Here is a 26,136-nt window from a genome sequence, read left to right on the forward strand (position 1 = left end):
AAAAGTATCTATTAAACATCTCTCAGTTGTCAATGTGAAGTAAAACAGTTTAAAAAGACGAAATAATGTTAGAGATAAGTTTAGCATGAAAAAAATTGAAGCCATCATAAAGCCTTCCAAACTTGACGAAGTAAAAGAAGCGCTTCAAAAAATTGGTTTACATGACATGATAGTGACAGAAGCAAAAGAAGTTGGACGTCAAAAAGAACATACAGAACTGTATCGCGATGCTAAATATGTTGTTGATTTTCTATCTAAAGTAAAGCTTGAAATTGTTGTTACCGATAAAAAGCTGGAACAAACCGTTAATACAATACGTAAAGCGGCTCAAACAAAACATATCGGAGATGAAAAGATATTTATTTTTTCCCTGGATGATGCCATTCGTATAAGCAATGACGAATCTGATACAGATGCCCTTTAACAAATAATGAAATTTACCCTTTTTATCCACCTCAATCCCAAATAAGGAAATTGAATATGACAACCGCATCAGATATTATCAAACAGATTGCGAACAACGAAATCCGTTTTGTTGATTTTCGTTTTACCGATCCGTGTGGAAAGTTGCATCACATCACAATGGATAGTTCAGAAATCAGAGAAGATACATTTAGTGATGGCGTTATGTTTGATGGTTCTTCGATCTCCGGATGGAAAACAATCAACGAATCTGACATGGTTTTGTTGCCCGATCCAGAAACAGCACATATTGATCCTTTTTTTGCTCAATCGAGTTTAGTCATATTCTGTGACGTGCTCGATCCTGTTTCTAGAGAATTTTATCGTAGAGATCCTCGTTCTATCGCCAAGAGAGCTGAAGTTTATATGAAATCTTTAGGAATCGGAGACACAATCAATATAGGACCAGAAGCAGAATTCTTTATCTTTGATGATGTACGCTATAAAACTGATCCTTACAACACAGGATTTAAACTTGATTCAAGTGAACTTCCATCCAATAATGATATGGAATATGAAATAGGCAATCTTGGCCATCGTCCACGAATGAAAGGCGGTTACCTTCCCGTTCCCCCGATCGATTCCTGCCAAGATATGCGTTCTGAAATGCTTACTGCACTCAAAGATATGGGGGTTCATGTCGAGAAGCATCATCACGAAGTGGCAGCAGGACAGCATGAATTGGGTATTCGCTTTGATACACTTGTCCGCGAAGCTGATAAAATGCAAATTTTTAAATATGTCGTGCACCAAATAGCAAATAACTACGGAAAAACAGCAACTTTCATGCCAAAACCAGTTTTTGGCGATAATGGCTCAGGCATGCATGTTCACATGTCTATTTGGAAAGATGGAAAACCAATCTTTGCGGGCAATGAATATGCTGGACTATCAGAAATCTGCTTATTTTTTATCGGTGGTATCATTAAGCACGCTAAAGCAATTAATGCTTTCACCAATCCATCCACAAACTCTTATAAACGTTTAGTGCCTGGTTATGAAGCGCCTGTCCTTCTTGCTTATTCCGTACGCAATCGTTCTGCATCTTGCCGTATTCCAATAAGCCCTTCACCAAATTCAAAACGCATAGAAGTGCGTTTCCCAGATCCAACAGCAAATCCCTATTTAGGATTTGCAGCACTCTTAATGGCTGGTCTTGATGGAATCAAAAATAAAATTCACCCTGGACACGCTATGGATAAAGATCTTTATGATCTTCCTTTAAAAGAGCTTAAAGAAATCCCTACAGTCTCAGGAAGTCTACGCGAAGCACTTGAAGCACTTGATAAAGATCGTAGCTTTCTTAAAGCAGGAGATGTTTTTGATGATGATCAAATTAATTCTTTCATTCAAATAAAAATGCAAGAAGTTTTACGCTATGAAACAACACCCCATCCTGTCGAATTTGATATGTACTATTCTGTTTAAAGAATAATAAGTTATTCCTTTTGATTTTAAAATGGAGATTTTAATCTCCATTTTTGTGGATATTTTTCTCATTAAAGAGCATAAGTGGCTTTTTGCCAATATGCTTTTCCTTTATAATTTTAATGGAATCCATTCAAATCAATTAACAAGGTTTCTAATGCTGCGAATTCATCCCCTATTTCCCATTCTTTTATGCATTGCCTTCATTATATCAACAACTCAAGCTTATACAATTACAAATCAAAAACTTATAGCCCTTGAAAAAGCTGCATTTGCTTACAGCAAAGCAATTCAAAATGCAGATGCCAATGCTATCTTAAACGCTATTCCTCCCCAAATCATCAACAGTTTAACTGCCAAAAAAAAATTTAGTAAGTCACAATTCCAAAAAATCATGAAAAGCCAAATAGAACGGTTGGCGGAAAATTATAAAATTGAGAGTATTCACATCGACCAAAAACAAAAACGTGAAGGCAAGCTTGATAATGGTATTCCTTATTTCGTTATACCTGTAGAGTTTGTAACCACAACAAATGTTGGAAAATGCTCTATTCAAACTGAGGTTATTGCCCTTTTTGACAATAACAAGTGGTATTTTATCCGTGGAAATGATGAGGCAATCTTAAACATCACCAATGAAACATTCCCTGGACTTGAAAAAATAAAAGTCAATCCCCAGAAAATCACAAAATACTATGATTGAGAAAAAAGCATGTGTAACTAAAAAATTGTTCTTACAAACAAGCTGTAATGACTGCTGCTGCAGCATTAAATTCAACTTTCTTATAAGCACGGCGCGTCATTGCTTCTTCATCACCCCCCCATTGTTCTATCACCCAATCTTCATCTAAATGGGCGATAACCCAAGCATGATCGGCATCAATTTTCTTTGCAGCAACAGCGAGAGCAATAAGAGCTGATCCTGTTAAGGTTGTCATCGTATGAATTGCAGCAAGCACATATGGAGACTCAATTTTACGTAGATAATTGCTTACTGCTTGAATAGCTTCCCTTGATTGTTTAACATGCATAAGCCCTTCTGTTAAATAAAAACGAGCACCAAGTGTTCCTTCGGCCCAATCCAATAAAGAATCCCACTGTTCACACTGTCGCTGTACTAACTCTTTTGGTGTTTGAACACGATAAAAGATCATATCGCATGCAACAAAACGTAATACATCTTCAAAAACAGCCTGCATATCATCAGCTATGCCATCAATAACGGTATTAACAAGACACGTAATTGGCATTTTTGCTGGATTAATGACCTCTTTTTGGCTCTCAAATTCCTGTGCTACTAAAGTAGCAAACACTTCTGTTGGTACAAGGAAATGGCGCTTTGCCGGCGTCTTAACTGGATATTCATCTAACAAGAGAGAAAATCCCTTTTCTTCACACAAAATTTTTACTTCCTTATAAAATCGTTTTGATAATGTCTGACTCGAAAGATTTTGAATCCTCTGAACGGAATTATTTTTATTTAATGGTATATCAAAATGACCCAAAATTTCACGCATACCGTTTTACCTCTATTATTTTCAAAAAATAGACCGGTTTTTCAAAGTCTTCTATCCTTTTAATAAAGTTTGAATTTACCTTCCTCCTTTTCCTACAAAAGGAAAGAGATCTTACCAGCATCAATTTGATTTAAAACTATATTCCATGTCTATTTTACACACAAGACAATGGTGATGCCTTGTTTATATATTCAGCAACAGTTGTTAGAATATTTTTTAAAGTATTTATCTTGATTTAAAAACTGAATATGTCAAATTTGATGGTGAAGGTAACCACGTTCACTAGAGTGCAAATTTTTCCCTTACGATAGTGAAATCTACACCCATTAACGACTTTAAAAATGCTTCTAACATAATGTTAAAGAAGAAATCACTCATCACTTAAAAAACTATGGAATAATGCACTTTATTCCACCAACCTACCTTATTTAACAGCAGCAAAGGCTTTCTGATCATTCGCCAACACGTCCTCTCCTCCCCAATACCTTATGCGTAAAGTTTTACTTGTCTTATACCTCCCACCCTAAACGACGGTGTTTTTGGGTTTCATAGGATAACGATCACTTATCAATAGCTCTCTTTATAACAAGTGGTATATACAATATTTTATAAAATTTACACAAATCAAAGAGAACAAACTAACAAAATTCTTCTCTTATAACGTCTCACCATCGTTCTCATTAAAAGCTAAAAGATTAAAACTTTGTATCATATGAGGTGGTAAAGGCGCGACGATATCCAATAGACCTCCTGAAGGATGAGGAATACGAATACGACGTGCATGAAGGTGAAGGCGATTTTGAATTCCTCCTGGTAACTTCCAATTATTATCAGAAAAAAAATATTTTGAATCACCAATAATAGGATGATCCACATGAGCAGCATGTACACGTAGTTGATGTGTTCTACCAGTATAAGGTTCCATTTCAAGCCACGAAAGTGTGCGCCCTCGCGTATCTAAAACGCGATAATAGGAAATAGCATGATAAGAATCTGGCTCCCCATGTTCACAAACCCGCATTTTATCGCCCTGCGGAACCATTTCCTTAACCATCCATGTTGAAATTTTATCCTGCTTTTTTTTAGGTACACCCCTAACCAATGCCCAATAAATCTTTTTCGTTTCCCTCGCTCTAAAAGCAGCTGTCAAAGCCTGTGCAGCCCCCCTTGATCGCGCAACAATGAGCACACCTGATGTTTCACGATCAAGGCGATGAACCAAACGCGGTTTTTCACCTTTTTTATTGCGCCATACTTCAAGCATACTATCAACATGACGTGTCAAGCCAGAACCTCCTTGTACAGCTAAACCAGCTGGTTTGTTAAAAACGAAAACCTTTGGATCCTCGTAGAGCAGCATTTTTTTCAAAATGGTTCCATCATCCTGTTCCCGAAGTGTTTTATCTGTTATAGGAAGGCTTTTCTTGTGATCAACAGACAAAGGCGGTACACGGACAACTTGCCCCACAAGAAGACGTGTATCAGCTTTAACACGCCCTCCATCAATTCGTATCTGACCAGAACGCAGCAATTTTTGTAAATGTCCAAATCCAAGTCCTGGATAATGCACTTTAAACCAACGATCTAAGCGCATTCCACTCTCGTCTACTTCAACCTTTTTTATTTCTACACCTGCCACGAAAGCTCCTTTGTCAAATAATTTTATTGACCTGTTTTTGCATCCTATCTTTATATCGTATTTTACCGAACTGACTTTATCACACCATATTACAATCAGTATTCAAAATTGCATTTTCTTATCGTTCAAATTTTATTAGCTCAAATATGAGCGATTATAAGAATCAACAACCTTTGTCTTGTAGAGATAATCACCTGTGTCCTTATTCAAAACCTATGCTCGTGTCCTCGCTTATTTAAACAGAGAAAAAAATGCATCTTTCTTGATCTGTAGTGCTAATGTTGTGTTGGCTATTATCACCATTGCGGAATCTATTTTATTTGGGCATGTCATTGACTCTATTGCAGAAAAATCAGGCATTGTTCTTACCCTCACAATTTGGGTATGTTTTGGTCTTTCTCATATTATTGCTTATGTCCTTGTTGCTCGCAGTGCTGACCGCTTGGTACATAAATGCCGCTTATCTTGTTTTAACTGAATCTTTCGAACGTATTATCGCCATGCCTTTAACCTGGCATCAACAGCGCGGAACTTCTAACACTCTTCATACCCTCTTACGTGCTGTAGACTCTATGTCAACCATATGGCTTGATTTTATGCGCCAACATCTCTCGACTTTTGTCGCATTATTCATTCTTATCCCAATAGCCTTTAACATGAATTGGCGTCTTTCAACAGTCTTGGTTGTGCTCGCCATTATTTATGTATTGATTGCACATTTAGTAATGCGAAAAACAAAAGACGGACAAGCTGCTGTAGAGTGCTACCATCATAACCTTTTTAAACATATCAGTGATTCACTCTCTAATGTTTCCGTTGTACAAAGCTACAACCGAATAAAGGAAGAAACTTTCATATTGCATCAACATACTAACGATCTTCTTAAAGTACAAAATCCTGTTCTCAATTGGTGGGCTCTTGCAAGTGGCTTAAACCGTATGGCCTCAACCATTTCAATAGTTTGTGTCCTTCTTCTTGGAGCTTTTTTTGTAACAAAAGGCCAATTACGTGTAGGTGAAGTCGTTGCTTTTGTAGGATTTGCACAATTAATGATTAATCGTCTTGATCAAATGAGTAATTTCATTAATTTAACCGTATCTTCACAAACAAAACTACAAGAATTTTTTACAATGGAGGACTCAACTTTTCATATCAATGAACCTAAAAATCTCCCTTTTCTCCAAAATGTTAAGGGTGCAATACAATTCCACCATGTTACCTATAAATTTCCAAATTCTTCCCAAGGTGTTTTTGACATTTCATTCGAGGTTAAGGCAGGGCAAACTGTTGCGATTGTGGGACCAACAGGGGCTGGCAAAACACCATTAATCAATTTATTGCAACGTGTATACGACCCTACATTTGGACATATCTTTACTGACGGAATAGATATATGCTCCATTAACCGTGAATCCTTAGGTAATTCTCTAGCAACAGTGTTTCAAGCTGCTGGTCTTTTCAACCGTAGTATATACGACAATATCGCGATAGGAAAAGCAACTACAACGGACGAAGAACTTTATGAAGCAGCAAAAATAGCTTCCGCCCATGATTTTATTCTGAAAAAATCAATCTTTACGATACAATGGTTGGCGAGCGAGGCATTCAATTGTCAGGCGGAGAGAAACAGCGATTAGCAATTGCACGTGCTGTTTTTAAAAATGCACCCATTCTCATTCTAGATGAAGCAACCAGTGCTCTTGATGTTGAAACAGAGGCACGCGTTAAAGATGCTCTTGAGAGCATAAGCCACAACCACACCACTTTTATTATAGCACATCGCCTTTCAACAATACGCAATGCTGATGTTGTGTTATTTTTAGAACATGGTCACTTAATTGAAAAAGGAAGCTTTCAAGAATTGATTGATAAAGGTGGATGTTTTTATAAACTCTTAAAAGTCAGCGGTTTGACAATCAATAAACCGATAGAAAGAAAAGATAAAAACGTGATCTCCTTACATGAAGCCATGGCTTCATAAAAAAACCTCTCCACCTTTAAGCAAGAAATATGCCTAAAATACAAACTGCTTCCTCTTAAAAAAAAGAGAAAGGCTAAGCAATACAAATAACCAAGCAGAAATTAACCTTCAAGAGCAGCTTTTAATGCTGCGAGTGCTTCACCAGCCTTACTTCCTTCAGGACCACCAGCCTGCGCCATATCAGGACGACCACCACCGCCTTGACCGCCAAGAACACCTGAAACAATACGCACCAAATCAACAGCATGCAGCCTATTAGTTAAGTCATCAGTAACACCAACAACAACACTACCCTTGCCATTCTCTGAAATACTGATAAAAGCAACTATCCCAGATCCAATCTGTTTCTTGCCAGAATCCACTAATGCTTTAAGATCCCGAGAAGAAATATTGCTCACAATACGTCCCATAAAAGAAATGCCATTGATGATGATAATATCTTTTTGATCACTTTGTGTTGTTTCTCCACTTAATACCATTTTCTTTCGTACATTATTCAACTCTTTCTCAAGTTTACAGCGATAATCAAGTAAAGACCGAACGCGTTCTTCTATATCAAAAGAAGAAGTTTTTAAAAGGTCAGCAATTTCACGTATACGCTCATCTTGGCGACTAAGATAAAGGCGTGCTGCTGTGCCTGTTAAAGCCTCAATGCGACGCACTCCAGCCGCTACAGAACTTTCAGAAATAATACGAATCAAACCAATATCCCCTGTTCTCTCGACGTGTGTTCCCCCACAAAGTTCAATTGACCAGTGCTTTTTTAATCCTTCTTGTTCAAGCTGATTCCCCATAGCAACAACACGCACTTCATCACCATATTTTTCACCAAATAATGCTATCGCTCCTTCAGAAATTGCATCATCCACGAACATGAGGCGTGTTATTACCCTAGTATTTTGCAAAACAATGTCATTAGCTAAATCTTCTATTTTTTTCAATTCTTTTGAAGAAACTGATTTTGAATGAGAAAAATCAAAACGTAAACGATCTGGCAACACAAGAGAACCCTTTTGAGTAACATGAGGCCCTAATGTTTGACGTAAAGCTTCGTGTAATAAATGAGTAGCAGAATGATTTGCACGAATTTTTTTACGACGAACAACATCAACCGTCAATTCTACACAATCAGACGTCTTTGCCTGACCAGATTTAACTTCACCAATATGGATAAAAACACCATTAGCCTTTTTCTGGGTATCATACACTTCAAAAACAAAATTTTCACCTGAAATGATACCACTATCACCAATCTGCCCACCAGATTCACCATAAAAAGGTGTCTGATTCAAAATAAGAATAGCTTTCTGTCCTGAAGAAATATGATGAACAATTTTACCATCATACACAAGAGCTGTAAGAATCCCTTTAGCTTTTTCCGTTTCATAACCCAAAAATTCTGTAGCCCCTACCTGATCATAAACAGAAAACCAAATTGCCTCTGTTATAGCTTCACCAGAACCAGACCAATTGGCACGTGCTTCTTCTTTCTGACGCTCCATCGCTTTATAAAAGGTATCAACATCCACAGATATACCACGACGTCGAAGAACATCTTCTGTCAAATCAAGCGGAAAACCATAGGTATCATAAAGTTTAAAAGCAACTTCACCATTAAAATGGTCTCCTTGTTTAAGAGTACTGCTTGCTTCATTCAATAAACCAAGTCCCCGTTCAAGAGTTTTACGAAAACGTATTTCTTCTAATTTTAAAATTTCTGAAATCAAAGATTCAGCCCGCACTAATTCAGGATAAGCTTGTCCCATTTCACAAATTAAAGCAGGTAAAAGACGCCACATTAAAGGTTCTTTAGCACCAAGAAGATGCGCATGACGCATAGCGCGACGCATAATACGACGCAAAACATATCCTCTTCCTTCATTGGAAGGAAGAACACCATCAGCAATCAAAAATGCCGACGAGCGGAGATGATCAGCAATAACACGATGGCTCACAACAAAATCACCTATTGCCTTAACCCCTGTTATTTCTTGCGATGCACTAATTAATGCCCGAAAAAGATCAATATCATAATTATCATGAACACCCTGTAAAACAGCAGCAATGCGCTCTAACCCCATACCAGTGTCAATAGAAGGATGAGGCAATTCAACACGTTCTTCCTTACTCAGCTGTTCATACTGCATGAAGACAAGATTCCAAATCTCAATAAAGCGATCTCCATCTTCATCAGCACTTCCAGGAGGCCCTCCCCGAATTCCATCACCATGATCATAAAAAATTTCGGAACAAGGACCACAAGGTCCGGTATCTCCCATCGCCCAAAAATTATCAGCTGTCGCAATACGGATAATTTTTTCATCTGGAAGACCTGAAATTTTACGCCATAATTCAGCAGCCACATCATCATTATGATAAACTGTTACCAATAATTTATCCTTTGAAAGACAAAATTCCTTTGTTAAAAGATTCCATGATAAAAAAATGGATTCTTCTTTAAAATAATCACCAAAAGAGAAATTACCCAGCATTTCAAAAAATGTATGATGGCGTGCTGTATAGCCAACATTGTCAAGATCATTATGCTTTCCACCCGCACGAACACATTTTTGTGCAGTTGTTGCCTGTGTATAAGAACGCTGTTCAAGTCCAGTAAAAACATTTTTAAACTGTACCATTCCTGCATTTGTAAACATGAGTGTAGGATCATTACGCGGAACAAGTGGGCTAGAAGAAAGAACTTTATGCCCATTAAGATGGAAATAATCTAAAAAAGTTGACCGTATGCTATTAACGCTGACCATATTGACACCTGAAGAGGATAGCATAAGACTATCCCACTACCTTCATTAAATATTCTCTTTGCCATGCTTAAAGCTGATTTAATCAAAAAGTGGCCTGTTTATTCAAAAAATAAAAGACCTTATGCCTAAAAGCTCAAACAAGTAAAAACAGAAAAATTCTAAATGAAGGAATTATCCTTTAAACAAAGATTCCATCAAATTACTTCATCGCTTTCTGTATTGTCTGTCCCTGCATTTTCTAACAGTTCAATAGCAATCAAACCAGCATTTTGGCGCAAAGCTGTCTCAATTTCTGTAGCTATTTCTGCATGTTCACGTAAAAATTGCTTAGCATTTTCTCGCCCCTGTCCTAATCGTTGAGAATTATAAGAAAACCACGCACCTGATTTTTCCACAATACCAACCTTGACACCTAAATCAATCAATTCACCTAATTTAGAAATGCCTTCACCATAAATAATGTCAAACTCAACTTGCTTAAACGGAGGAGCCAATTTATTTTTAACCACTTTAACACGTGTCTGATTACCAACGATCATATCCCGATCTTTAATAGATCCAATGCGACGAATATCCAATCGAACAGAAGCATAAAATTTCAAAGCATTCCCACCCGTTGTCGTTTCAGGAGAACCAAACATGACACCAATTTTCATACGAATTTGATTAATAAAAATCACCATACAGTTAGAACGAAAAATGGAAGCTGTTAATTTTCGCAAAGCTTTACTCATCAATCGCGCCTGTAATCCAGGCAAAGCATCACCCATTTCACCATCAATTTCCGCACGCGGTGTCAAAGCAGCTACTGAATCAACAACAAGCACATCAACCGCACCAGAACGAACAAGCGTCTCTGTAATTTCCAATGCTTGTTCACCAGTATCTGGTTGAGAAATAAACAAATTTTCCAAATCAACACCAAGCTTACGCGCATAAATAGGATCAAGCGCATGCTCCGCATCAATAAAAGCACAAACCCCACCATTCTTCTGTGCCTCAGCAATAGCATGAAGAGCTAATGTTGTCTTTCCAGAACTCTCTGGTCCATAAATCTCAACAATACGCCCCTTTGGCAATCCACCAACACCCAAAGCAATATCCAAAGATAATGAACCTGTTGGAATTGTTTCAATTTCAACAACTTGCTCTTTTTGCCCAAGACGCATAATTGAGCCTTTACCGAAAGAACGTTCAATTTGTAAGAGAGCAGCATCGAGAGCTTTTGTTTTATCCACGATTATATCCTTGATCGATTCACAATAATCCAGAGTCTAGTGTACACTGTTATTTTAGCGTAACTAAAGTCTTGAATTGAGATTTTCACAGACTATTTCCATTTCTATTCCGACATTGTGTCCACAACATATCAATTACCATAATAAAAAGAGTAGTATTCCTTGTTTCATGACACAAAACACGCCCCAACAAAACTCTTTCCTATAAAAGAGAGAAGCTTGATACATTTATATCTCTCCTCTAAAAAAGAAACAATGTAAATCTCAATATGGTATTTTATACATGGCTCTTCTTATATCTCTGTTATAAGTACTTAAGAGATAAAAGTTATAAGTACTTAAGAGATAAAACCTCTTAACTTCATTCCCACTATTAATAACCTGAAAATTCATCCCACCCAAAACCGCAGTAAACCATTTATAATTGAAATCACAAAACAACTCAATGTATTAAAATTCAACGAAGATTTCTTAAATTTGATTTTTAAGCGTATATGAATCTTCATAGACAAAAAGAAAAACTTTTTATTCTATGAGATAAATAAGCATTTAAGACATGATCTAAACCATTATAGAATTATCATTCCCTTAACTGATGTAAAACAAGTTTCAAGACTAATAAAAAAAATTTGTCTCAGCTAAAATTTCATTTTTGATTGGCTCGTTTTTTACGTAATTGCTTCCACCACTCAAGACGCTTCGCAATCTCACGCTCAAAACCACGTTCTCGTGGTTGATAAAAATTTTGGCGTCCAAGTTTTTCAGGAAAATATTCCTGTCCTGAAAAAGCATCTGGTTCATCATGGTCATAACGGTAACCATGCCCATATCCTTCTTCCTTCATAAATTTTGTAGGTGCATTAAGAATATGCTTAGGAGGAGGCAAGGAGCCATTTTTGTGCGCGCAATGCATAGCTGCCTTATATGCAAGATATATCGCGTTTGATTTTGGTGCAGTTGCAATATAAAGACATGCTTGTGCCAAAGCCAACTCTCCTTCTGGTGATCCTAAATAATCATACGCTTCCCTCGCAGCATTACAAATGACCAGAGCTTGCGGATCTGCCAAACCTATATCTTCAACAGCCATACGAACTAACCTTCGCCCAATATAGGAAGGATCTTCACCGGCATCAAACATACGCGCTAAATAATAAAGTGCAGCATCAGGATCAGATCCACGAACTGATTTATGCAAAGCTGAAATGAGATTATAGTGGCCATCTCCCCTTTTATCATAAATCGGAGCACGACGTTGTATGATTTTTTGCAAAGTGACAGTATCAAATATTTCGCCTGTTTGTGCAGCAGTACACCAAATTTCCTCTGCCAATGTCAACGCTACCCTTGCATCTCCGTCAGACATCTCTATCAAAGCATCTCTGGCATCATCATCCAAAGGAAGAAGCATTCCTTCTACTTCTTCAGCACGCTTCAAAAGCATACCTAAACTTTCATTATCATGTGGAAAAAATGTCAAAACACGTGCACGAGAAAGAAGAGCAGCATTAAGCTCAAATGAAGGATTCTCCGTTGTTGCTCCTATAAGAATAACAGTACCATCTTCCATAACCGGAAGAAAACTATCCTGCTGAGCGCGATTAAATCGATGAATTTCATCGACAAATAAAACTGTTTGCTGTCCAGACATAAAATGAGTCCGAGCCTTTTCAAAAATCTTTTTAAGCTCAGAAACTCCGGTAAAAATAGCAGAAACTTGCTCAAAAACAAATTTTTTTTCAAGCGCTAATAAGCGTGCTACCGTTGTTTTTCCCGTTCCTGGAGGCCCCCAAAAAATCATCGAACTCACTGAACTAGTCGCCAGCATACGTGAGAGTACTCCCTTCTCCCCAACCAAGTGTTTTTGTCCCATTACAGCATTGAGAGAACGAGGACGCATTCTTTCTGCAAGTGGCCGATTTTTATGAACTTGGAAATCAAAACTTGAAGTAAAAAAATCTTTATTCAAAAAAAACCTCAGCGAATAAACTGGCGAATATACATACCATCACGTTCATATTCCAATTGCCATACACGTGGACGACCTTGCATAAGAATCTTTTTCAACTGATTAACTGTTTGAATTTTATGACCATTCACAACACGTAAAATATCTCCTGGACGAAAAATCCCTGCAGCATTGCTCATCTCATCAAGATTGGTAATCACAACACCTCTTGCAGATATAGGTAGATGAAAACGTCGACTATTTTGCGGTGTCAAATCTAATACTTCAGCACCAGAAAGAGGACCTTCATCAGTAATCTTTTCAGCATTTGAAAATGCAGATTCCGGTATCGATGAAACGGTTATATGCGTGTTTAAAATTTTTCCACCTCGAAAATATTCTAAAACAAGGCTGTGCCCAATACCAGATGTCATCAAACGATATCCAAGACCATCTGGACTATCAACGCGCACTCCTTGCACACTCAAAATAACATCGCCCACTTTCAAACCAGCTTTTGCAGCAGGACTATTTTTGACAACGTCGATAACAAGAGCTCCATAGGGACGTTCTAAACCTAAACCACCCGCAATATCAGGTGTAACATTTTGAAAAGACGCACCAATGTAAGGCGGTACAAAATATTTTCCACCACGTCTAACAGTATCAAGCATCACTTTTACAAGATTCGCTGGAATGGCAAAACCAATCCCTACAGAACCACCTGAACGCGAATAAATAGCCGTATTAATCCCAATTAATTGTCCTTTCATATCAATCAAAGCTCCACCAGAATTCCCTGGATTAATGGCAGCATCTGTTTGAATAAAAAAATCAAAATCAGAAATACCAACACGTGTACGCGCTTGCGCTGAAACAATACCACTTGTGACCGTTTGACCAACACCAAAAGGATTACCAATTGCTAAGACAAGATCACCAACTTCAACTGCATCAGAATCCCCCAATGCAAGAGCGGGGAATTGCACACTTTTTGCATCAATTTCAAGTACAGCAATATCCGTTGCCTCATCTTTTAGCATAATCCTACTTTCAAATTCCCGCCCATCAGAAAGAGCAACTTTAATTTCGTTTGCATCCTTAATTACATGGTAATTAGTAACGACCAAACCACGCGTATCAACAATCACTCCAGACCCTAATGAAGATTGCTTACGTACAGGCAAATTATTTTGAAAACGACCAAAAAATTGTTCAAAAAATGGATCCCCTTCAAAAGGTGAACGTGCTCTGATTTGCCGAGCTGCATAAATATTTACAACAGATGGAATAGTCTTTTTAACTAAAGGAGCAAACGAAAGAGTAATTTCTTTTTGTGTTTGCGGTATTTGAGCATATGCACAATGAAACGATATATGGGACATAATAGCAAAAAAGAGCCACGCCAAAAAAGAATACTTCATTAATCACTCCTCAAAATAATCCACTCTTTATATTAACAGGATAAGAAATCTTCTCATCATCCATAAGCTCAAGGTTTCCATTAATATTTATAATGAAGAAAAAAACAACTATTTGAACAATAAATATTATAAAAATCAAATAACTCAATATTTTTCAACTTTCTCTCATGTTTATCTATAACACAAAACTGACTCTGAAGTGCCCATTAAAAAAACCGCCCGTAAAAGGCGGTTTCCTAAAATTTAACAGAAAAAATACTTTATTTTTACGAAGAAACTTCTTTTTGATTTGCAGCATCCTCCGTACGCACACGGTCTACAGCACCCTTCGCATCAATATCACGATCAACAAACTCTATAACAGCCATGGGAGCATTATCGCCAGTACGAAACCCTGCTTTCATAATACGCAAATATCCACCATTGCGCGACGCATAACGTGGTGCAAGCGTATCAAATAATTTTGCCACCTTTCCCCCATCACGAAGTGCTGCAATTGCTTGTCGACGCGCGTGTAAACCTCCACGCTTACCAAGCGTTACTAACTTTTCAACAATAGGGCGAATTTCTTTAGCCTTTGGAAGAGTTGTCAAAATCTGCTCATGTTCGATCAGCGAAATTGCCATATTAGCAAACATCGCTTTACGATGACTGGCAGTCCGATTTAACTTGCGGCCTGACTTGCTATGTCGCATGAGCCTTCTCCTTAAATTCTAGTTTTAATACTGATCTTCATAGCGTTTTGCAAGATCATCAATGTTTTCAGGTGGCCATGCAGGAACTTCCATACCAAGATGCAATCCCATACATGCTAAAACTTCTTTAATCTCATTTAACGACTTGCGTCCAAAGTTCGGTGTACGAAGCATTTCAGCTTCTGTCTTCTGAATAAGATCACCAATATAGACAATATTATCATTCTTAAGACAATTCGCCGAACGAACTGAAAGTTCTAACTCATCCACTTTCTTGAGAAGCGCAGGATTAAAAGCAAGCTCTGAATCAGATTCTTCAACAATTTCCTTTTGAGGCTCCTCAAAATTAACAAACAACGATAATTGATCTTGAAGAATACGCGCTGCAAAAGCAACAGCATCTTCTCCATTAACAGCACCATTTGTTTCAATGGTGAGCGTTAATTTATCGTAGTCCAGAACTTGACCTTCACGTGTATTTTCTACTTTATAGGATACTTTACGAATTGGTGAATAAAGACTGTCAACTGGGATAAGACCTATTCGTCCATCATCAGCACAATTGCGATCAGATGGAACATACCCCTTCCCTGTATTGACAATAAACTCCATACGAATTTCAGCACCCTCATCAAGAGTGCAGATAACATGCTCTGGATTCAGAATTTCCATATCTCCAACAGTACTGATATCCCCAGCTCTTACAACACCAGGACCCTCTTTATAAATAACAACCCGTTTAGGCCCCTCTTCTTCCATACGAAGCGCAATTTCCTTTATATTAAGAATAATATCTGTAACATCTTCACGAACACCCGGAATTGATGAAAATTCGTGTAACACACCATCAATCTGCACAGCAGTAATTGCAGCACCACGAAGCGACGATAATAATACACGACGAAGCGCATTCCCTAATGTTAAGCCAAAACCACGCTCAAGAGGTTCAGCAATTACGCTCAAAATATTTGGATTATCATGCGTACAAAATTCAACCTTATTGGGTTTAATCAGTTCTTGCCAGTTTTTCTGGATCATATCTTTATTCCCGTTCTTTACTTCCGCTACCATTCACTCGTAACGGCTAATGTGAACATCAGAAGAGCTTCTGATAACAAAAAACAATACCCAATTAAACGCGCCGCCTTTTTCGTGGACGACATCCATTATGAGGAATTGGTGTGACATCACGAATGGAAGTAATGACAAAACCAACAGATTGCAACGCACGCAAAGCGGACTCACGACCTGACCCAGGACCACAAACCTCAACCTCCAACGAACGCATACCATGCTCCTGCGCTTTTCTAGCACAATCTTCTGCAGCAACCTGAGCCGCAAAAGGTGTAGATTTCCGAGAGCCTTTAAACCCCTGAGCCCCAGCAGATGACCAAGCAATTGTATTTCCTTGAGCATCAGTAATGGTAATCATTGTATTGTTAAATGTTGAATTGATATGTACAACACCTGATGAAATATTTTTGCGCTCGCGACGACGAACACGTGTGGCTTCCTTGGCCATATGCTTCCTTTCAACGATCTCCTCACTGCCGTAACACCAACAGCTCCACCCTTTTTGTTCTTGTTAAAAAATTTAACAATAAAGAGAATATAAAAACAAGATTCTTTTTCTAAAAAAGAATTTACTTTTTCTTACCAGCAATTGCTTTAGCTGGCCCCTTACGCGTACGTGCATTTGTATGTGTACGTTGCCCTCGAACAGGCAAGGAACGACGGTGACGCAAACCACGATAACAACCAAGATCCATCAAACGCTTAACATTCATGGCAACCTCACGGCGAAGATCTCCCTCAACTTGATAACCTTGATCTATCGCTTCACGAATTTGCAATACTTCCGCATCTGAAAGTTCATGCACACGACATCCCACGGGAATACCAACCTTTTTAATAATTTCTTGAGCAAATTTTGGTCCAATCCCGTGGATATATTGAAGCGCAACAATTACACGCTTATTTGTCGGGATATTGACGCCAGCAATACGAGCCACGCCTACTCTCCTTGATCATGTTGACAATTAAACATAAAATACCCAATGCACCTTATAGAAAAAACGTCCCAGCATAAATATACTGCGAATCCAATTATTTTACTGAATAAATAAAATCACTTCTGATAGATTTTAGTGAAAAAGTCAATACTTTTCATTTATTCCTAAAAAATTCCTTATTGCAAAAAACTTCTAATCACATGTGATACCTCAGTAACATCCATCATTCCATCAACCACTTTCAATAATCCTCTTTCTGAATAAAATTTCGATAGAGGAATTGTTTTTTCACGATATTCTACTAATCGCTTCGCAAAAGCAACAGAATTATCATCTGAACGAACCTGATCACCAGTAGCTATTGCTTCTTTAACGCGTTTTTTCATCCGCTCAATCAACACATCTTCATCAACACTCAATTCGATAACAGCATCAAGCTGCATATTCTTTGAGTACAAAATCTGTTGCAATGCTTCTGCCTGTCCTACAGTCCGTGGATATCCATCTAAGATAAAACCGTTTACACAATCATTTTGGTCAATTCGATCCGATACAATTTGATTGACAATATCATCAGAAACCAAAGCCCCAGAACTCATAATAGCTTTAGCTTTTTTACCAATTTCGGTCTCTTTAGAAATAACTTCACGCAACATATCACCTGTTGATAACTGAGGAATATTATACACCTTCGTCAACATTTTAGCTTGTGTACCTTTTCCAGCTCCAGGAGGACCTAAAAGAATAACCTTCATCGATTCCTTTTACCTCCACGAAGTTTTGACTTTTTAATCAACCCTTCATATTGGTGCGCAATAAGATATCCTTGAATTTGAGCAACTGTATCAAGCGTAACAGTAACAACAATTAACAAAGATGTCCCCCCAAGATAAAAAGGAACCTGTAGTGCAGATATCATAAATTCAGGTAACAAACAAACCAAAATAATATAAACTGCCCCCACGACAGTAATACGTGTCAAAACATAATCAATGTATTCAGCCGTACGTTCACCAGGACGGATGCCTGGGATAAAACCAGAATGCTTTTTTAACTGATCTGCTGTATCACTTGGATTAAACACAATAGCCGTATAAAAAAAGCAAAAAAACGCCATTAAAAGCGCATAAACAATCATATAAAGTGGCTGCCCATGATTAAGAGAATAAGAAACAGCCTGAATCCATTGTGGCATTTTATCAGAAAAATTATTAATAGTTGCAGGCAATAATAACAAAGATGAAGCAAAAATTGGCGGAATAACACCGGCAGTATTCAGTTTTAAAGGGAGATGTGACATATCTCCTTGAAAAATTTGATTACCAACTTGACGTTTAGGATATTGTATAAGGATTCGCCGCTGCGCACGTTCTACAAAAACAATAATTCCTATAACAGAAATAACAATAAAAAAGATTCCTATTAACAAAAAAGTCGATAAATCAGCCTGACTATGAGCAGTTAAAAGTTGAGCAAAGGTGGAAGGGAGATTAGCCACGATACCTGTAAAAATAATAAGAGAAACTCCATTACCAACACCACGAGATGTAATTTGCTCACCAAGCCACATTAAAAACATCGTTCCACCAACAAGTGTAATAACGGAAGAAATACGAAACATAACCCCTGGTTCTATAACAATTTGAAGCCCTGTACCTATACCTGTTTCAAGTGCAACCGCGATACCAAATGCTTGTAAAATCGCTAACACTACTGTTACATACCGAGTATACTGATTAATAATCTTACGACCAACTTCTCCCTCTTTTTTAAGAGTTTCCAACGAAGGAATAACTGAGGTTAGCAATTGCACAATAATTGATGCCGATATATAAGGCATAATTCCCAATGCAAAAATTGCCATCCGTCCAACAGCACCTCCAGCAAACATATTAAACAATCCCAAAACACCAGATGCATGATGTTCAAATGTCTGCCGTAAAGAATCAATATTAATACCAGGAAGAGAAATATAAGTACCAAAACGATAGACAAGAAGCGCAGCTAGAGTAAACCAAATGCGTTTTTTTAATTCGGTTGCACGTGAAAAAGTACCAAAGTTTATATTGGAAGCAAATTGCTCTGCTGCTGATGCCATAAAACGTCTCCAGTCTACACCCCAGTTCTTAAACTCACAGAAGTATAACTTTAAAAATTCATACTGTCATACACACATAAATGCAAAATTTAAATACCTCTCCATAAAAGATACCTTGAAATGAAATCTCTTCACAACTTTATTTATATGAAAAGAATTCATTGAACAGGCTCAGGAAAAATAACCTGACCACCTACTTTCTCAATCTTAATACGAGCAGCTTGAGAAGCACCAGAAACATGAAATACAATCTTAGCTTTTAATTCACCATCAGAAAGAAGACGCACTCCATTCTTCACACGACGAATAATACCAGCTTCTTTTAGTGCAATAATATCAACAGGCTTTTCAATATTTAATTTACCTGCATCAACCGCCAACTGAACACGTCCCAGCGAAACTTCGTTATAAGTTTTGGAAAAAAAATTTCTAAATCCACGCTTTGGCAAACGACGATAGATAGGCATTTGCCCACCTTCAAAACCATTAAGTGAAACACCAGAACGTGATCTTTGCCCTTTTACACCACGACCACCAGTTTTACCAGTACCAGAACCAATACCACGGCCAACACGTTTACGATCTTTTGCTGCGCCTTTACGATCACGTAGTTCATTGAGTTTCATATCTTATACTCCCGCAACCTTTAATCTTCATCTATAATGCGAACAAGATGACGAACTTTAGCAATCATACCCCGCACACAAAGCGTATCTTTTAAAATACGCCGCCTCCGCATTTTATTTAATCCAAGCCCTTTTAAGGTTGAGCGTTGAACCCGTGAATTCCGAATGGGACTTCCAATTTGTTCTATCGTCACAGTTTTATCACTCTGAGATTTCTTCTGAACCATTTCTTAATTCCTTTTCTGACAATCTCAGAAACTAACTTTCTGCATCAACTAAATGCCGACGACGCGCCTGTAAAGTCGAATATTTTATTCCACGTTGAGCCGCAATATCCCTAGGATGCATTTGATGTTTTAATGCTTCAAATGTCGCCCGTACCATATTATAAGGATTAGATGAACCTAGTGATTTTGCAACAACATCTTGTATACCAAGAGTTTCAAAAATAGCACGCATGGGTCCACCAGCAATAATACCGGTACCAGCAGAAGCCGAACGTAACAAAACACGACCAGCTCCGTGCCGTCCTTCAAGATCATGATGCAATGTTCGCCCAGACCGGAGCGGAACATAAATCATCCCACGCTTTGCAGCTTCTGTAGCTTTACGAACTGCTTCTGGTACTTCACGAGCTTTACCATGGCCAAAACCTACACGCCCTTTTTGATCTCCAACAACAACAAGAGCAGCAAAACCAAAACGCCGACCACCCTTCACAACTTTAGCAACACGATTAATATGAACAAGCCTATCGACAAATTCACCATCACGTTCATCTCGCTCACCACGCTCTTTCTGTGCCATTCCTCATTCCTTTTTCTTTTCCGGAAGCACGCTAACAAAGTCCCATCACTAAATCAGAGGAACTTACACGAAACACCCTAAAATTTTCTTACTCAAATTTCCAAATAAAATAATTTAGAAACTCAAACCACCCTCACGAGCAGCTTCAGCCAAAGCTTTTACTCTACCATGGTAAACATATGCTCCACGGTCAAAAACTACCTCATTAACACCAGCTTGCTTTGCACGTTCAGCAATCAATTTACCAACAGCAAAAGCTGCTTCTTTATCAGCTCCACTTTTTAACACTTTTTTCAAATCACCTTCAAGAGTAGACGCCGAAACAAGAGTACACCCATGCAAATCATCGATAATTTGAGCATAGATATTCTGATTTGAACGGTAAACACTAAGACGTGGACGACCACTAGAAACCATTTTAATTCGACGACGAACACGCCGCGCACGACGCTGGATAATGTCTTTAGATGAAGTCATAATACAAAATCCTTACTTCTTTTTACCTTCTTTACGGAAGATGTGCTCATCAGCATGCTTAACACCTTTACCCTTGTAAGGCTCAGGTCTACGATATTCACGAATTTCTGCTGCGACTTGCCCAACTTGCTGCTTATTAATTCCAGAAATAACAATTTCTGTAGGCTTAGGAACTGTTACAGTAACACCCGAAGGCACTTTATAAATCACATCGTGTGAAAAACCTAATGATAACTGAATATCCCTACCCTGCAAAGCAGCACGATAACCAACCCCGTTGATCTCTAACCTCTTTTCAAAACCATCCTTCACACCACAAAAAATATTTTCAATCATTGAGCGCGACATACCCCATTTAGAGCGAGCATCTTTTGATTGATCCCGTGGAGAAACCGATATAGCATTATCCTCAAATTTCACTATGACTTCATCATTCACGACATAACTCAGCTCACCTTTTGGACCTTTTGCTTTAACAAGCTGACCTTCAACAGTTGCTGTAACCCCAGAAGGAATTGAAATGGGCTTTTTACCAATACGAGACATTGCTTTAACCTACTTTTCTTCTGTTTTCTTACAATAACTTAGAAAACACGACAAAGGAGTTCTCCACCGACATTTTGTTCACGCGCCTCATGATCAGCTATAACTCCTTTAGGAGTTGATAAAATAGAAATACCAAGTCCATTTGCCACTTGAGGAAGCGATTTAGCAGAAACATACACACGACGCCCTGGCTTTGAAACACGTGAAATATCACGAATAGCAGCTAATCCTTCAAAATATTTTAACTCTATTTCAATTTCAGACTTCCCATCACCTAAATGGATCTGATTATATCCGCGAATGTAACCTTCTGACTGAAGAACATCAAGAACGCGCGCACGAAGTTTGGAAGAAGGCGTAACCACTTTGCTTTTTTTACGACTAAGTGCATTACGAATACGTGCCAACATATCACCAAGAGGATCAGACATAGACATTGATAATCTCCTCTCACCAACTAGACTTAACAATGCCCGGAATATGTCCGATAGAACCAAGTTCACGCAATGCAATCCGCGACATTTTTAATTTACGATAATAAGCCCGAGGACGCCCTGAAACTTCACAGCGATTACGAACACGAACTTTTGCAGAATTACGTGGCAACTCTGCCAATTGAACAGAGGCCCTAAAACGTTCTTCCAGAGAAATCTTCTGATCCATAACAATCTCTTTTAAACGCGCACGACGCGCAGCATAACGCTTTACCATCATTTCACGACGCTTATTTTTTTCAACGGCACTTACTTTAGCCATAATTTACCTCACTACATTTGCCGTTACGAACGAAAAGGAAAATTAAAAGCACGCAACAATTCACGTGCCTCATCATCCGTTTTTGCTGTCGTGCAAACGATAATATCCATGCCCCAAATTTGATCAACTTTATCATAGTTAATTTCTGGAAACACAATGTGCTCTTTAATACCCATAGCAAAATTACCACGACCATCAAAGCTTTTTGGATTCAAACCACGAAAATCACGAACGCGTGGAAGCGCAATCGTAATAAGACGATCTAAAAACTCAAACATACGATCTTTACGCAATGTAACCTTAGCCCCAAGCGGCATTCCTTCACGAACCTTAAAGGTCGCAATAGAATTACGTGCACGAGTAACAACAGCCTTCTGACCTGTTATTAATCCTAAATCCTCAGCAGCAAAAGAAGGTTTTTTGGAATCAGCATTTGCCTCCCCAATCCCCATATTAATCACAATTTTATCAACCCGCGGAATTTGCATTACATTCTTATAATGAAATTTTTCTTGAAGGATTTTACGAACAACCTCAAAATAATGCGTCTTCATGCGTGGTGTTTGTTTTTCTTCAGCCATTAATCAATTCTCCTGAACGCTTGGCAAAACGAACTTTATTACCTTCTGCATTCATACGAAAACCTACACGTGTAGGCTTACCATCTTTAGGATCAGCAATCGCCAAATTAGATAAATGAATAGGAGCCTCTTTAGAGATAATTCCTGCTTCTTGCTTTTGTGTCTGACGTTGATGGCGTTTAATCATATTAACACCACGAACAAAAGCCTTATTCTCCTTTGGATTCAGTTTAATTACCTCACCACTACTTCCTTTATCCTTACCGGATAAAACAACAACTTTATCACCTTTTCGAATCTTCTGCATAACATTTACTCCTTATAACACTTCAGGAGCGAGCGAGATGATCTTCATATGGTTTCTACCACGAAGCTCGCGAGGAACTGGTCCAAAGATACGTGTACCGATCGGCTCTTTTTTATTATCCACCAAAACAGCAGCATTACTATCAAAACGAATAACACTACCATCTGTGCGACGAATATCTTTAGCAGTACGAACAACTACAGCTTTCATCACATCACCTTTTTTAACACGACCGCGAGGAATAGCATCTTTGACCGAAACAACAATAATGTCACCGACTGAAGCATATTTCCGCTTTGAACCGCCCAATACTTTGATGCACATGACACGACGGGCACCAGAATTATCGGCAACATCGAGGTTTGTTTGCATCTGAATCATAACTGGCCACCTTCTCTTAACGCTTACATCCGGTCGTGTCTTTGACACATCCGGATTTGTCTGCCAAATAACGATAAAGCTATTGTTCTCAAATCTACCAATAGAAACAAAATCATTATTAAACTTTAAAACAATAAACTTACTTAACTATGTTACACTGCCTTTAACAACAATCCAACGTTTATCTTTCGAAATTGGTCTAGATTCCTGAATAGAAATTTGATCCCCAATCTTAAACTGATTATTCTCGTCATGCGCTTTATACTTTTTAGACTGCCGAACGGTTTTCTTGAGAAGTGGATGAGAATAACGACGCTCCACTTTAACAACCACAGTCTTATCACTTTTGTCGCTAACGACAACACCCTGCAAAATGCGTTTAGGCATCTCTGATTTCCTTAAACTTACTTTCATTTATCTTCTGACGAAGAAAAGTTTTAACACGCGCAATATCACGGCGAACCTGCTTAACACGTGCAGTCTTTTCTAATTGGCCTGTTGCCTTTTGAAAGCGCAAATTAAACTGCTCTTTCTTTAACTTAGCCAATTCATCTTTCATTTGATCGAGCGTTTGCGCCCGTAATTCTGTGGCTCTCATCACTTAACCTTTTTATTCAGCGATACGCTGGATGAAACGTGTTTTCACAGGCAACTTTGCAGCACCCAACCTCAATGCTTCACGTGCTACATCTTCAGGAACTCCATCAAGCTCAAACATGATACGCCCAGGAGCAACACGAGCAGCCCAATAATCTACACTTCCCTTACCCTTACCCATACGAACCTCCGTCGGCTTAGATGTAACCGGAAGATCTGGAAAAATACGAATCCACACACGACCAGACCGTTTCATATAGCGCGTAATCGCACGACGCGCCGCTTCAATTTGGCGAGCAGTAATCCGCTCTGGCTCGACAGCCTTCAAACCGTAAGCACCGAAGTTTAAGTCTACCCCCCCCTTCGAAACACCACGAATACGGCCCTTGAACTGTTTACGGAACTTTGTGCGCTTTGGCTGCAACATTGCTCTCTACTCCAAACTTTAACCTAATCATAAAAACTAAGCGCTTTCACGGCGACGCCCTGACGAAGAACCGGAATGATCAGCTTCCGTAGCGCGACGTTCCGAAGCCATCGGATCATGTTCGAGAATCTCACCCTTAAAAACCCAAACCTTAACACCACAAATACCATAAGCAGTCTTAGCTTCCGCTGTACCGTAATCAACATCAGAACGCAACGTATGAAGTGGAACACGACCTTCACGATACCATTCCATACGAGCAATTTCAGCACCACCAAGACGACCAGAACAGTTAATACGAATTCCCTCTGCCCCAAGACGCATAGCAGATTGAACTGCTCGCTTCATCGCACGCCGAAAAGCAACACGGCGCTCTAACTGCTGTGCAATTGACTGCGCAATAATTGTAGCATCAATTTCCGGCTTACGAATCTCCACAATATTCAGTGAAGTCTCAGCATTTGTCATTTCCGAAAGTTTACGACGCAACTTCTCGATATCAGCACCTTTTTTACCAATAATCAAACCGGGACGCGCTGAATGAATCGTTATACGACACTTCTTATGGGGACGCTCAATGACAACCTTTGAAATAGCTGCTTGCTTCAACTCTTCAAGAACATACAAACGAATTCTTAAATCCTCATGAAGAAGACGCCCATATTCACCACTATCAGCATACCAACGGGAATCCCAGGTCCGATTAACTCCAAGACGAAGTCCTATTGGATTGATCTTCTGACCCATTATGCGGCCTCCACTTTCTCGGTAACTTCACGAACAATAATAGTAAGATGCGAAAACGGACGTTCAATCCGACTTGCACGTCCACGACCGCGAACATGAAAACGTTTCATCACTATCGACTTACCGACATAAGCTTCTGCAACAATGAGCGAATCAATATCAAGATCATGGTTATTTTCTGCATTTGCAATCGCTGATTCAAGAGTCTTTTTCACAGTCCCAGCAATACGTTTACGTGAAAAATTTAAATCAGCTAATGCCACATTAACTTTCTTACCACGAATCATCGCAGCTACCAAATTAAGTTTCTGTGGACTAACACGAATCGTCCGCGCAACAGCTTTCGCCTCATTATCTTTAAGCTGGCGCGGAACTTTAGCTTTTCCCATTCCTATTTCCTCTTCGCTTTCTTATCTGCACCATGCCCATAATAAGTCCGGGTGGGAGCAAACTCACCAAACTTATGCCCAACCATCTCTTCAGAAACAGAAACAGGAATATGCTTATTGCCGTTGTAAACACCAAAAGTCAAACCAACAAATTGTGGTAAAATAGTAGAGCGACGACTCCATATTTTTATAACTTCATTGCGCCCACTCGCACGGACCTTCTCTGCTTTTTCAAGAAGATAGCCGTCAACAAACGGACCTTTCCACACTGAACGAACCACTTCAGAC

Annotated in this window: 34 protein-coding genes; 6 read left to right on the forward strand and 28 right to left on the reverse strand. The window is 38.7% G+C overall.

From position 1 onward, the window contains the following. Positions 1-85: 85 nt before the first annotated feature. The 3 genes from HWV54_RS00855 to HWV54_RS00865 all read left to right on the forward strand — a co-directional run bounded on the left by HWV54_RS00855 (position 86) and on the right by HWV54_RS00865 (position 2,593). Entirely contained in the window at positions 86-424 is a 339-nt protein-coding gene (locus tag HWV54_RS00855; protein ID WP_005865126.1) for a P-II family nitrogen regulator, read from the forward strand. Positions 425-480: 56 nt separating this feature from the next. Beyond that, positions 481-1,890, forward strand: a complete 1,410-nt coding sequence (gene glnA, locus HWV54_RS00860) for a type I glutamate--ammonia ligase (protein ID WP_005865124.1) — start codon at positions 481-483, stop codon at positions 1,888-1,890. 157 nt (positions 1,891-2,047) lie between these two features. After that, positions 2,048-2,593, forward strand: a complete 546-nt coding sequence (locus HWV54_RS00865) for a hypothetical protein (protein WP_040296444.1) — start codon at positions 2,048-2,050, stop codon at positions 2,591-2,593. A 31-nt stretch (positions 2,594-2,624) separates the two neighbouring features. Here HWV54_RS00865 and HWV54_RS00870 read toward each other — a convergent pair whose 3' ends face one another. Together HWV54_RS00870 and HWV54_RS00875 are read right to left on the reverse strand one after the other, a co-directional pair. Beyond that, entirely contained in the window at positions 2,625-3,407 is a 783-nt protein-coding gene (locus tag HWV54_RS00870) for an ATP12 family chaperone protein (RefSeq protein ID WP_005865119.1), read from the reverse strand. 655 nt (positions 3,408-4,062) lie between these two features. Further along, a complete protein-coding gene (locus HWV54_RS00875; protein ID WP_005865118.1) occupies positions 4,063-5,046 on the reverse strand; it encodes an RluA family pseudouridine synthase in 984 nt (327 codons plus the stop codon). A gap of 196 nt (positions 5,047-5,242) precedes the next feature. Here HWV54_RS00875 and HWV54_RS06850 point away from each other — a divergent pair, with 196 nt between their 5' ends. From HWV54_RS06850 to HWV54_RS07125, 3 genes are read left to right on the forward strand one after another with little or no spacing between them, the layout of a single operon-like run. Beyond that, positions 5,243-5,524, forward strand: a complete 282-nt coding sequence (locus tag HWV54_RS06850) for a hypothetical protein (protein WP_005865116.1) — start codon at positions 5,243-5,245, stop codon at positions 5,522-5,524. Next, positions 5,478-6,683, forward strand: coding sequence for a glucan export ABC transporter ATP-binding protein (locus tag HWV54_RS00880; RefSeq protein ID WP_005865114.1), 1,206 nt, complete (start codon positions 5,478-5,480; stop codon positions 6,681-6,683). Before HWV54_RS06850 ends, HWV54_RS00880 begins: the two co-directional genes overlap by 47 nt. Beyond that, entirely contained in the window at positions 6,632-7,027 is a 396-nt protein-coding gene (locus HWV54_RS07125; RefSeq protein WP_005865111.1) for an ATP-binding cassette domain-containing protein, read from the forward strand. The genes HWV54_RS00880 and HWV54_RS07125 overlap by 52 nt, the downstream gene beginning before the upstream one ends. Positions 7,028-7,128: 101 nt before the next feature. Here HWV54_RS07125 and alaS read toward each other — a convergent pair whose 3' ends face one another. The 26 genes from alaS to rpsS form a co-directional block, all read right to left on the reverse strand. Further along, positions 7,129-9,792 (reverse strand): alanine--tRNA ligase, encoded by a 2,664-nt coding sequence (gene alaS, locus HWV54_RS00885; protein ID WP_040296443.1) that lies wholly within the window; start codon positions 9,790-9,792, stop codon positions 7,129-7,131. 194 nt (positions 9,793-9,986) lie between these two features. Then, positions 9,987-11,030 carry a recombinase RecA gene (recA, locus tag HWV54_RS00890; protein ID WP_005865107.1) on the reverse strand — a complete coding sequence of 348 codons (1,044 nt, stop codon included), beginning with the start codon at positions 11,028-11,030 and terminating at the stop codon, positions 9,987-9,989. A 646-nt stretch (positions 11,031-11,676) separates the two neighbouring features. Next, positions 11,677-12,999, reverse strand: a complete 1,323-nt coding sequence (locus HWV54_RS00895; protein ID WP_005865105.1) for a replication-associated recombination protein A — start codon at positions 12,997-12,999, stop codon at positions 11,677-11,679. An 8-nt stretch (positions 13,000-13,007) separates the two neighbouring features. After that, on the reverse strand, positions 13,008-14,402 hold the full coding sequence (locus tag HWV54_RS00900; protein WP_005865103.1) for a DegQ family serine endoprotease: 1,395 nt from the start codon (positions 14,400-14,402) through the stop codon (positions 13,008-13,010). Between the two features lie 266 nt (positions 14,403-14,668). Beyond that, entirely contained in the window at positions 14,669-15,097 is a 429-nt protein-coding gene (gene rplQ / locus HWV54_RS00905) for a 50S ribosomal protein L17 (protein WP_005865101.1), read from the reverse strand. A 24-nt stretch (positions 15,098-15,121) separates the two neighbouring features. Then, entirely contained in the window at positions 15,122-16,135 is a 1,014-nt protein-coding gene (locus tag HWV54_RS00910) for a DNA-directed RNA polymerase subunit alpha (protein WP_005865099.1), read from the reverse strand. Positions 16,136-16,229: 94 nt separating this feature from the next. Continuing rightward, positions 16,230-16,619: a 30S ribosomal protein S11 gene (gene rpsK / locus HWV54_RS00915; RefSeq protein WP_005865097.1), complete on the reverse strand. Its 390-nt coding sequence runs from the start codon at positions 16,617-16,619 to the stop codon at positions 16,230-16,232. A gap of 121 nt (positions 16,620-16,740) precedes the next feature. Continuing rightward, a complete protein-coding gene (gene rpsM, locus HWV54_RS00920; protein WP_005865095.1) occupies positions 16,741-17,109 on the reverse strand; it encodes a 30S ribosomal protein S13 in 369 nt (122 codons plus the stop codon). Between the two features lie 176 nt (positions 17,110-17,285). Next, a complete protein-coding gene (locus HWV54_RS00925) occupies positions 17,286-17,864 on the reverse strand; it encodes an adenylate kinase (RefSeq protein ID WP_005865093.1) in 579 nt (192 codons plus the stop codon). Further along, entirely contained in the window at positions 17,861-19,207 is a 1,347-nt protein-coding gene (gene secY, locus HWV54_RS00930) for a preprotein translocase subunit SecY (protein WP_005865091.1), read from the reverse strand. Before secY ends, HWV54_RS00925 begins: the two co-directional genes overlap by 4 nt. Before the next feature lie 158 nt (positions 19,208-19,365). Beyond that, positions 19,366-19,833, reverse strand: a complete 468-nt coding sequence (gene rplO, locus HWV54_RS00935) for a 50S ribosomal protein L15 (protein WP_005865089.1) — start codon at positions 19,831-19,833, stop codon at positions 19,366-19,368. Positions 19,834-19,853: 20 nt separating this feature from the next. Beyond that, positions 19,854-20,060 (reverse strand): 50S ribosomal protein L30, encoded by a 207-nt coding sequence (rpmD, locus tag HWV54_RS00940; protein WP_005865088.1) that lies wholly within the window; start codon positions 20,058-20,060, stop codon positions 19,854-19,856. A gap of 31 nt (positions 20,061-20,091) precedes the next feature. Beyond that, positions 20,092-20,640 (reverse strand): 30S ribosomal protein S5, encoded by a 549-nt coding sequence (rpsE, locus tag HWV54_RS00945; RefSeq protein ID WP_005865086.1) that lies wholly within the window; start codon positions 20,638-20,640, stop codon positions 20,092-20,094. A 114-nt stretch (positions 20,641-20,754) separates the two neighbouring features. After that, a complete protein-coding gene (rplR, locus tag HWV54_RS00950; RefSeq protein ID WP_005865084.1) occupies positions 20,755-21,117 on the reverse strand; it encodes a 50S ribosomal protein L18 in 363 nt (120 codons plus the stop codon). 12 nt (positions 21,118-21,129) lie between these two features. Further along, positions 21,130-21,663 carry a 50S ribosomal protein L6 gene (gene rplF / locus HWV54_RS00955; RefSeq protein WP_005865082.1) on the reverse strand — a complete coding sequence of 178 codons (534 nt, stop codon included), beginning with the start codon at positions 21,661-21,663 and terminating at the stop codon, positions 21,130-21,132. A 38-nt stretch (positions 21,664-21,701) separates the two neighbouring features. Then, a complete protein-coding gene (gene rpsH, locus HWV54_RS00960) occupies positions 21,702-22,100 on the reverse strand; it encodes a 30S ribosomal protein S8 (protein ID WP_005865080.1) in 399 nt (132 codons plus the stop codon). 13 nt (positions 22,101-22,113) lie between these two features. Then, a complete protein-coding gene (gene rpsN, locus HWV54_RS00965; RefSeq protein WP_005865078.1) occupies positions 22,114-22,419 on the reverse strand; it encodes a 30S ribosomal protein S14 in 306 nt (101 codons plus the stop codon). Between the two features lie 23 nt (positions 22,420-22,442). After that, positions 22,443-23,000 carry a 50S ribosomal protein L5 gene (rplE, locus tag HWV54_RS00970; RefSeq protein WP_005865077.1) on the reverse strand — a complete coding sequence of 186 codons (558 nt, stop codon included), beginning with the start codon at positions 22,998-23,000 and terminating at the stop codon, positions 22,443-22,445. Further along, positions 22,993-23,307, reverse strand: coding sequence for a 50S ribosomal protein L24 (gene rplX, locus HWV54_RS00975; protein WP_005865075.1), 315 nt, complete (start codon positions 23,305-23,307; stop codon positions 22,993-22,995). The genes rplE and rplX overlap by 8 nt, the downstream gene beginning before the upstream one ends. 12 nt (positions 23,308-23,319) lie before the next feature. Beyond that, positions 23,320-23,688, reverse strand: coding sequence for a 50S ribosomal protein L14 (rplN, locus tag HWV54_RS00980; RefSeq protein WP_005865073.1), 369 nt, complete (start codon positions 23,686-23,688; stop codon positions 23,320-23,322). A gap of 147 nt (positions 23,689-23,835) precedes the next feature. After that, on the reverse strand, positions 23,836-24,075 hold the full coding sequence (rpsQ, locus tag HWV54_RS00985) for a 30S ribosomal protein S17 (protein ID WP_005865071.1): 240 nt from the start codon (positions 24,073-24,075) through the stop codon (positions 23,836-23,838). Continuing rightward, positions 24,068-24,286 carry a 50S ribosomal protein L29 gene (rpmC, locus tag HWV54_RS00990; protein WP_005865069.1) on the reverse strand — a complete coding sequence of 73 codons (219 nt, stop codon included), beginning with the start codon at positions 24,284-24,286 and terminating at the stop codon, positions 24,068-24,070. The genes rpsQ and rpmC overlap by 8 nt, the downstream gene beginning before the upstream one ends. Before the next feature lie 12 nt (positions 24,287-24,298). Next, the gene (gene rplP / locus HWV54_RS00995; protein ID WP_005865067.1) at positions 24,299-24,712 is read right to left on the reverse strand and encodes a 50S ribosomal protein L16; all 414 of its coding nucleotides are present in this window, start codon (positions 24,710-24,712) and stop codon (positions 24,299-24,301) included. Positions 24,713-24,748: 36 nt separating this feature from the next. Further along, positions 24,749-25,459 (reverse strand): 30S ribosomal protein S3, encoded by a 711-nt coding sequence (gene rpsC, locus HWV54_RS01000; RefSeq protein ID WP_005865065.1) that lies wholly within the window; start codon positions 25,457-25,459, stop codon positions 24,749-24,751. After that, on the reverse strand, positions 25,459-25,848 hold the full coding sequence (gene rplV, locus HWV54_RS01005) for a 50S ribosomal protein L22 (RefSeq protein ID WP_005865063.1): 390 nt from the start codon (positions 25,846-25,848) through the stop codon (positions 25,459-25,461). Before rplV ends, rpsC begins: the two co-directional genes overlap by 1 nt. A 2-nt stretch (positions 25,849-25,850) precedes the next feature. Continuing rightward, on the reverse strand, positions 25,851-26,129 hold the full coding sequence (rpsS, locus tag HWV54_RS01010) for a 30S ribosomal protein S19 (RefSeq protein WP_005865061.1): 279 nt from the start codon (positions 26,127-26,129) through the stop codon (positions 25,851-25,853). Between the last annotated feature and the right edge of the window lie 7 nt (positions 26,130-26,136).

It is taken from the genome of Bartonella alsatica, assembly GCF_013388295.1.
In the GTDB taxonomy this organism is placed as follows: Bacteria; Pseudomonadota; Alphaproteobacteria; order Rhizobiales; family Rhizobiaceae; genus Bartonella; species Bartonella alsatica.

Coding starts and splice junctions, on each gene's coding strand:
- HWV54_RS00855 (WP_005865126.1), top strand. CDS start 86: ATGAAAAAAATTGAAGCCATCATAAAGCCTTCCAAACTTGACGAAGTA.
- glnA (WP_005865124.1), top strand. CDS start 481: ATGACAACCGCATCAGATATTATCAAACAGATTGCGAACAACGAAATC.
- HWV54_RS00865 (WP_040296444.1), top strand. CDS start 2,048: ATGCTGCGAATTCATCCCCTATTTCCCATTCTTTTATGCATTGCCTTC.
- HWV54_RS00870 (WP_005865119.1), bottom strand. CDS start 3,407: ATGCGTGAAATTTTGGGTCATTTTGATATACCATTAAATAAAAATAAT.
- HWV54_RS07125 (WP_005865111.1), top strand. CDS start 6,632: ATGGTTGGCGAGCGAGGCATTCAATTGTCAGGCGGAGAGAAACAGCGA.
- alaS (WP_040296443.1), bottom strand. CDS start 9,792: ATGGTCAGCGTTAATAGCATACGGTCAACTTTTTTAGATTATTTCCAT.
- HWV54_RS00900 (WP_005865103.1), bottom strand. CDS start 14,402: ATGAAGTATTCTTTTTTGGCGTGGCTCTTTTTTGCTATTATGTCCCAT.
- rplQ (WP_005865101.1), bottom strand. CDS start 15,097: ATGCGACATAGCAAGTCAGGCCGCAAGTTAAATCGGACTGCCAGTCAT.
- HWV54_RS00910 (WP_005865099.1), bottom strand. CDS start 16,135: ATGATCCAGAAAAACTGGCAAGAACTGATTAAACCCAATAAGGTTGAA.
- rpsK (WP_005865097.1), bottom strand. CDS start 16,619: ATGGCCAAGGAAGCCACACGTGTTCGTCGTCGCGAGCGCAAAAATATT.
- HWV54_RS00925 (WP_005865093.1), bottom strand. CDS start 17,864: ATGAAGGTTATTCTTTTAGGTCCTCCTGGAGCTGGAAAAGGTACACAA.
- secY (WP_005865091.1), bottom strand. CDS start 19,207: ATGGCATCAGCAGCAGAGCAATTTGCTTCCAATATAAACTTTGGTACT.
- rplO (WP_005865089.1), bottom strand. CDS start 19,833: ATGAAACTCAATGAACTACGTGATCGTAAAGGCGCAGCAAAAGATCGT.
- rpmD (WP_005865088.1), bottom strand. CDS start 20,060: ATGGTTCAGAAGAAATCTCAGAGTGATAAAACTGTGACGATAGAACAA.
- rpsE (WP_005865086.1), bottom strand. CDS start 20,640: ATGGCACAGAAAGAGCGTGGTGAGCGAGATGAACGTGATGGTGAATTT.
- rplR (WP_005865084.1), bottom strand. CDS start 21,117: ATGACTTCATCTAAAGACATTATCCAGCGTCGTGCGCGGCGTGTTCGT.
- rplF (WP_005865082.1), bottom strand. CDS start 21,663: ATGTCTCGTATTGGTAAAAAGCCCATTTCAATTCCTTCTGGGGTTACA.
- rpsH (WP_005865080.1), bottom strand. CDS start 22,100: ATGTCTATGTCTGATCCTCTTGGTGATATGTTGGCACGTATTCGTAAT.
- rpsN (WP_005865078.1), bottom strand. CDS start 22,419: ATGGCTAAAGTAAGTGCCGTTGAAAAAAATAAGCGTCGTGAAATGATG.
- rplE (WP_005865077.1), bottom strand. CDS start 23,000: ATGGCTGAAGAAAAACAAACACCACGCATGAAGACGCATTATTTTGAG.
- rplX (WP_005865075.1), bottom strand. CDS start 23,307: ATGCAGAAGATTCGAAAAGGTGATAAAGTTGTTGTTTTATCCGGTAAG.
- rplN (WP_005865073.1), bottom strand. CDS start 23,688: ATGATTCAGATGCAAACAAACCTCGATGTTGCCGATAATTCTGGTGCC.
- rpsQ (WP_005865071.1), bottom strand. CDS start 24,075: ATGCCTAAACGCATTTTGCAGGGTGTTGTCGTTAGCGACAAAAGTGAT.
- rpmC (WP_005865069.1), bottom strand. CDS start 24,286: ATGAGAGCCACAGAATTACGGGCGCAAACGCTCGATCAAATGAAAGAT.
- rplP (WP_005865067.1), bottom strand. CDS start 24,712: ATGTTGCAGCCAAAGCGCACAAAGTTCCGTAAACAGTTCAAGGGCCGT.
- rpsC (WP_005865065.1), bottom strand. CDS start 25,459: ATGGGTCAGAAGATCAATCCAATAGGACTTCGTCTTGGAGTTAATCGG.
- rplV (WP_005865063.1), bottom strand. CDS start 25,848: ATGGGAAAAGCTAAAGTTCCGCGCCAGCTTAAAGATAATGAGGCGAAA.